At 68.1% G+C, this 3,901-nt stretch carries 4 protein-coding genes; 2 read left to right on the top strand and 2 right to left on the bottom strand.

Annotation, left to right across the window (positions count from 1 at the left end; translation table 11 throughout):
- Both gatB and VFE05_12015 read left to right on the top strand, forming a co-directional pair.
- Positions 1–1,508: Asp-tRNA(Asn)/Glu-tRNA(Gln) amidotransferase subunit GatB (gene gatB, locus VFE05_12020; GenBank protein HET6230789.1), on the top strand; the 1,508-nt coding region annotated here is incomplete at its 5' end.
- 1 nt (position 1,509) lies between these two features.
- The gene (locus VFE05_12015; protein ID HET6230788.1) at positions 1,510–2,262 is read left to right on the top strand and encodes an alpha/beta fold hydrolase; all 753 of its coding nucleotides are present in this window, start codon (positions 1,510–1,512) and stop codon (positions 2,260–2,262) included.
- Positions 2,263–2,527: 265 nt separating this feature from the next.
- Here VFE05_12015 and VFE05_12010 read toward each other — a convergent pair whose 3' ends face one another.
- Positions 2,528–3,178, bottom strand: coding sequence for a trimeric intracellular cation channel family protein (locus VFE05_12010; protein HET6230787.1), 651 nt, complete (start codon positions 3,176–3,178; stop codon positions 2,528–2,530).
- A 94-nt stretch (positions 3,179–3,272) separates the two neighbouring features.
- Positions 3,273–3,901, bottom strand: a 629-nt coding sequence (locus VFE05_12005; protein HET6230786.1) for a hypothetical protein, incomplete at its 5' end; no start/stop codon positions are given.

Raw genomic sequence — 3,901 nt, 5'->3', positions numbered from 1 at the left:
GGTCGACGAGCCTAAGCGAGTCGGGGAGGGGGCCTCCTCTCCGCCTCGCGCAGACCCTGAGCCACATGCCCGAGCAGACGTACGAGCCCGTGATCGGGCTGGAGATCCACGTGCAGCTCAAGACGCAGACGAAGATGTTCTGCGCCAGCCCCACCGCGTACGGCGGCCCGCCCAACACGCAGGTCTGCCCCGTGTGCCTGGGCCTGCCTGGCGCGCTGCCCACGGTGAACGGGCGCGCGGTGGAGCTGGGCGTGAAGGCCGCGCTGGGGCTGGGCGCCACGGTGCACGGCACGTCGGTGTTCGCGCGGAAGAGCTACTTCTATCCCGACCTGCCCAAGGGCTACCAGATCACCCAGCACGACCGGCCGCTCGCGACCGACGGTGCGGTGGATGTGCCGTCTGCGGGCGGGACCGCGCGGCACGTGCGCATCCGCCGGCTGCACCTGGAGGAGGACTCGGGCAAGTCGCTGCACGACCGGGTGGAGGGAGCGACCGCCATCGACCTGAACCGCGCGGGCACGCCGCTGCTGGAGATCGTCACCGAGCCCGACCTCGCCTCGCCGGCCGACGCGCGGGCATTCCTCACGCAGCTCAAGCAGGCGCTGGCGTACCTGGACGTGAGCGACTGCAACATGGAGGAGGGCAGCCTGCGTGTGGATGCCAACGTCTCCCTCCGCCGGCCCGGAGGCGGGGAGGGGGGCACGCGCACCGAGATCAAGAACCTCAACACCTTCAGCGGCATCGAGAAGGCGCTGGCGTTCGAGGTAGAGCGCCAGTCGCGCGTCCTCGCGGGCGGCGGCGAGGTGCGCCCTGCCACGCTGCTGTGGGATGCGGCGCGCGGCGAAGCGCGGGAGATTCGCGGCAAGGAAGACGGCGGCGACTACCGCTACTTCCCCGAGCCCGACCTGCCGCCGCTGGTGCTGGAGGACTCGTGGATCGACGGCGTGCGCCGCTCGCTGCCGGAGATGCCGGCCAAGCGCGTCGCTCGTTTCGTCGAGGAATACGGCATCACGCCCGGCCACGCCGCCGTGCTCACCGGCACGCGCGACCTGGCGGACTACTACGAAGCGGTGGCACGCTGCGGCGTCTCGTGCCAGGAGGCGGCCAACTGGGTGATGGGCGAGGTGCTCGCCGCGATCAACGCGCAGTCGTGCGCCCTCCCGCAGTTCCGCGTGCGGCCGCGGGACCTGGCGGACCTCATCGCCATGATGGACGAAGGCATCCTCTCGCGCCCCGCCGCACGCCAGGTCTTCGCGCGCATGGCCGAGACCGGCGAGCCACCCGCGCAGATCGTGGGCGAGGCTGGTCTCGGACGCGTGGCTGACGCAGCCGCCGTCTCCGCCTGGGTAGACGAAGCCCTCGCCGCCTACCCGGCCGAGGCGGAGCGCCTGCGTGCGGGAGATGCGAAGCTGTCCGCCTTCTTCGTCGGCCGCGTGATGAACCTCTCCGGCGGTGTCGCGGATCCCGCGCAGGTGAACTCCGCGCTGAAGGAGAAGCTGGGTGGCTGAGATGCGAGGCGGCCCGGGGCGGTCGCGGATCGGGAGGGCGCTGGCCGCGTGCGCTCTCCTCGCCGTCTGCGGATACACGCTGCGGGAGCTGATCGACGACCACGCGCGCGCGCCTCTCGACCGCGATGGCGATGCGGACGACGGGCGCGAGCTGGTGGTGCTGGTGCACGGACTCGGCCGCACGCGGCTGTCGATGGCGCTGCTGGCGGAGACGCTGGAGCGGCGCGGCTACCGCGTGCTCAACTGGGGGTATTCCAGCACCCGCCCGTCCGTCCCGGAGATCGGCGCCGCGCTGGCCGAGCGGGTGGCGGAGGAGACGAGGGATGCGCCGCGGGTCCACTTCGTGGGCCACAGCCTGGGCAACATCCTCGTCCGCTGGATGCTGGCGCACCGGCCGCCGGAGCGCGCCGGCCGCGTGGTGATGCTCACGCCGCCCAACCAGGGGTCGCGCGTGGCCGACCGGTACGCGCCGTGGCTGGGCTGGTTCCTGCGCCCTCTCGCCGAGCTGAGCACCGATCCCGCGAGCACCGTCCGCACCCTGCCGCCGTTGCGCCACGTGGAGATCGGCGTTATCGCGGGCGAGTACGACCGCAAGGTTTCGGTGGATGAGGCGCATCTCCCCGGCGCCACCGCCATGGCCATCGTCCCGGCGATGCACACCTTCGTGATGAACCGCCCGGACGTGCAGCGCCTCGTCCTCTCCTTCCTCGCCCGCGGCACCTTCGACATCCCCCGCCGCGCCGCCCACGGCTGACCCGCGGAGCATCCATCTCTCTCGTCCGTTCCGCACCCCGAGCAGGGTCCGCACGGCTGTCGCACCCGGTGCAGGTCGGCGCCTGACCGCCGGCGTCGCGCTCGGCGTTGCGCAGGCGATGCAGCTGCGATGCTGAACGGAGGCGCGAACGAAGAAGCCCTGCACGGCGTGAAGGCCGTGCAGGGCTCTTGCGTTTCCGAACGATGCCGGGAAGAAGCCGGGAGGCGCGGGGCCAGCTCCCGCGACTGGCGCTGCCTGGGACGAGCTATGCGTCGTTCTCGCCCTGCGCCTTCGCCGGTGCAGCGTCTTCCGGCAGGTGGAATACGGGGAGGTGTAGCTGCCAGGTGATGGCGGCCACGCGCAGTCCCGCCGCGGCGGCCATGCCGGCGAACGACGCGGCCTGCGGCGGCGTGCCGAGGCGCTGGAGCACGAGGTAGAGCACGACGCCCGCGATGGCCGCCGTCGCGTACAGGTCGCCGCGGCGCAGGATCAGCGGGATCTCGGCCGTGAGCACGTCGCGGAGGACGCCGCCGGCCACGCCCGTCATCGTACCCATCACCACGACGATGATGGCGGGCAACGCCGCCCGCTCCGCGATCTGCGCCCCGCCGATGCTGAACAGCGCCAGCCCCAGCGCGTCGGCGATCAGCAGCGAGCTCACCGGCGGCGCCCACACGCGCACCCACACGATCGTGAGCGCGGCCGCGCCCACGATCACGACCAGGTACGTGGGATCGGCGATCCAGAAGATGGGGTGGCGGTCCAGCAGCAGGTCGCGCAGCGTGCCCCCGCCGATGGCCGTGACCACCGCCGTCACGATCACGCCCAGCAGGTCCAGGCTCTTCCGCCCCGCCGCCAGCGCCCCGCTGATGGCGAACACCGCCACGCCCACGAGGTCCAATACGTAGAGAAGCAAGAATCGGTGGATGCGTAGGAGAGGCAGGAAAGGATAAGTTCGTTGGCGATGTGGGAGACAATACTGATCCTTGGCAGTATGTGCCTCACAGAAATTATCCGTAAACTGCTCGGAGAACGTATGCCAGCCCAAGAATTGAAACGAGCGCAAGAAGAATGAGACTATACTTTGTACTTCGCACGTTCTCTAACGCCCGCCCAAGCTGCACGTTCATCTGTTGGTGTTCTAATGGAATTAGAACATGATCAGGAGGAAACCCCCTCAGGTAGCCAAGCACCGGTTCCATTTCTCGCGCGCTCTTGGTCGGCATGAAAAATCCGGAGAGTTTCGTCTGAAGCTCCTGCGCAGTGTGACCTTGGGGAATGCTAAGAATTCCCATCACGTGTGTGTTTCGCAACGCGATCTCGATGCCCCAGTGGAGAAATCCGAACAGCAAAAGTAGCAGGCATATGGTAGTGATCGTAGCGACAAAGTACACCGTCCATGGAAGGTGCAATGCTTTGCTTCTTGCTGATGCTGAAGCTTGGGTTACGCCTAACTCGCGCACGCCGGCTATACGTGCTGAGGCACGGAAAGCGGGATCCCACGAGGACACAAGTATGCTAAAGCGAATTTCGTCATGTGGATTCAAAAGGGGGAATCTGATGGAAAGCTTCCGTTGAAGCGTGTCTAGTTGCGTTGAAAAGATAAGGTCTTGCGGAATTGATGTTAAAGGCTGGACGT

The sequence above is a fragment of the Longimicrobiaceae bacterium genome, assembly GCA_035696245.1.
Classification (GTDB): Bacteria; Gemmatimonadota; Gemmatimonadetes; order Longimicrobiales; family Longimicrobiaceae; genus DASRQW01.
This window is presented reverse-complemented; position numbering and strand designations above follow the sequence as displayed.

Coding starts and splice junctions, on each gene's coding strand:
- VFE05_12015 (HET6230788.1), top strand. CDS start 1,510: ATGCGAGGCGGCCCGGGGCGGTCGCGGATCGGGAGGGCGCTGGCCGCG.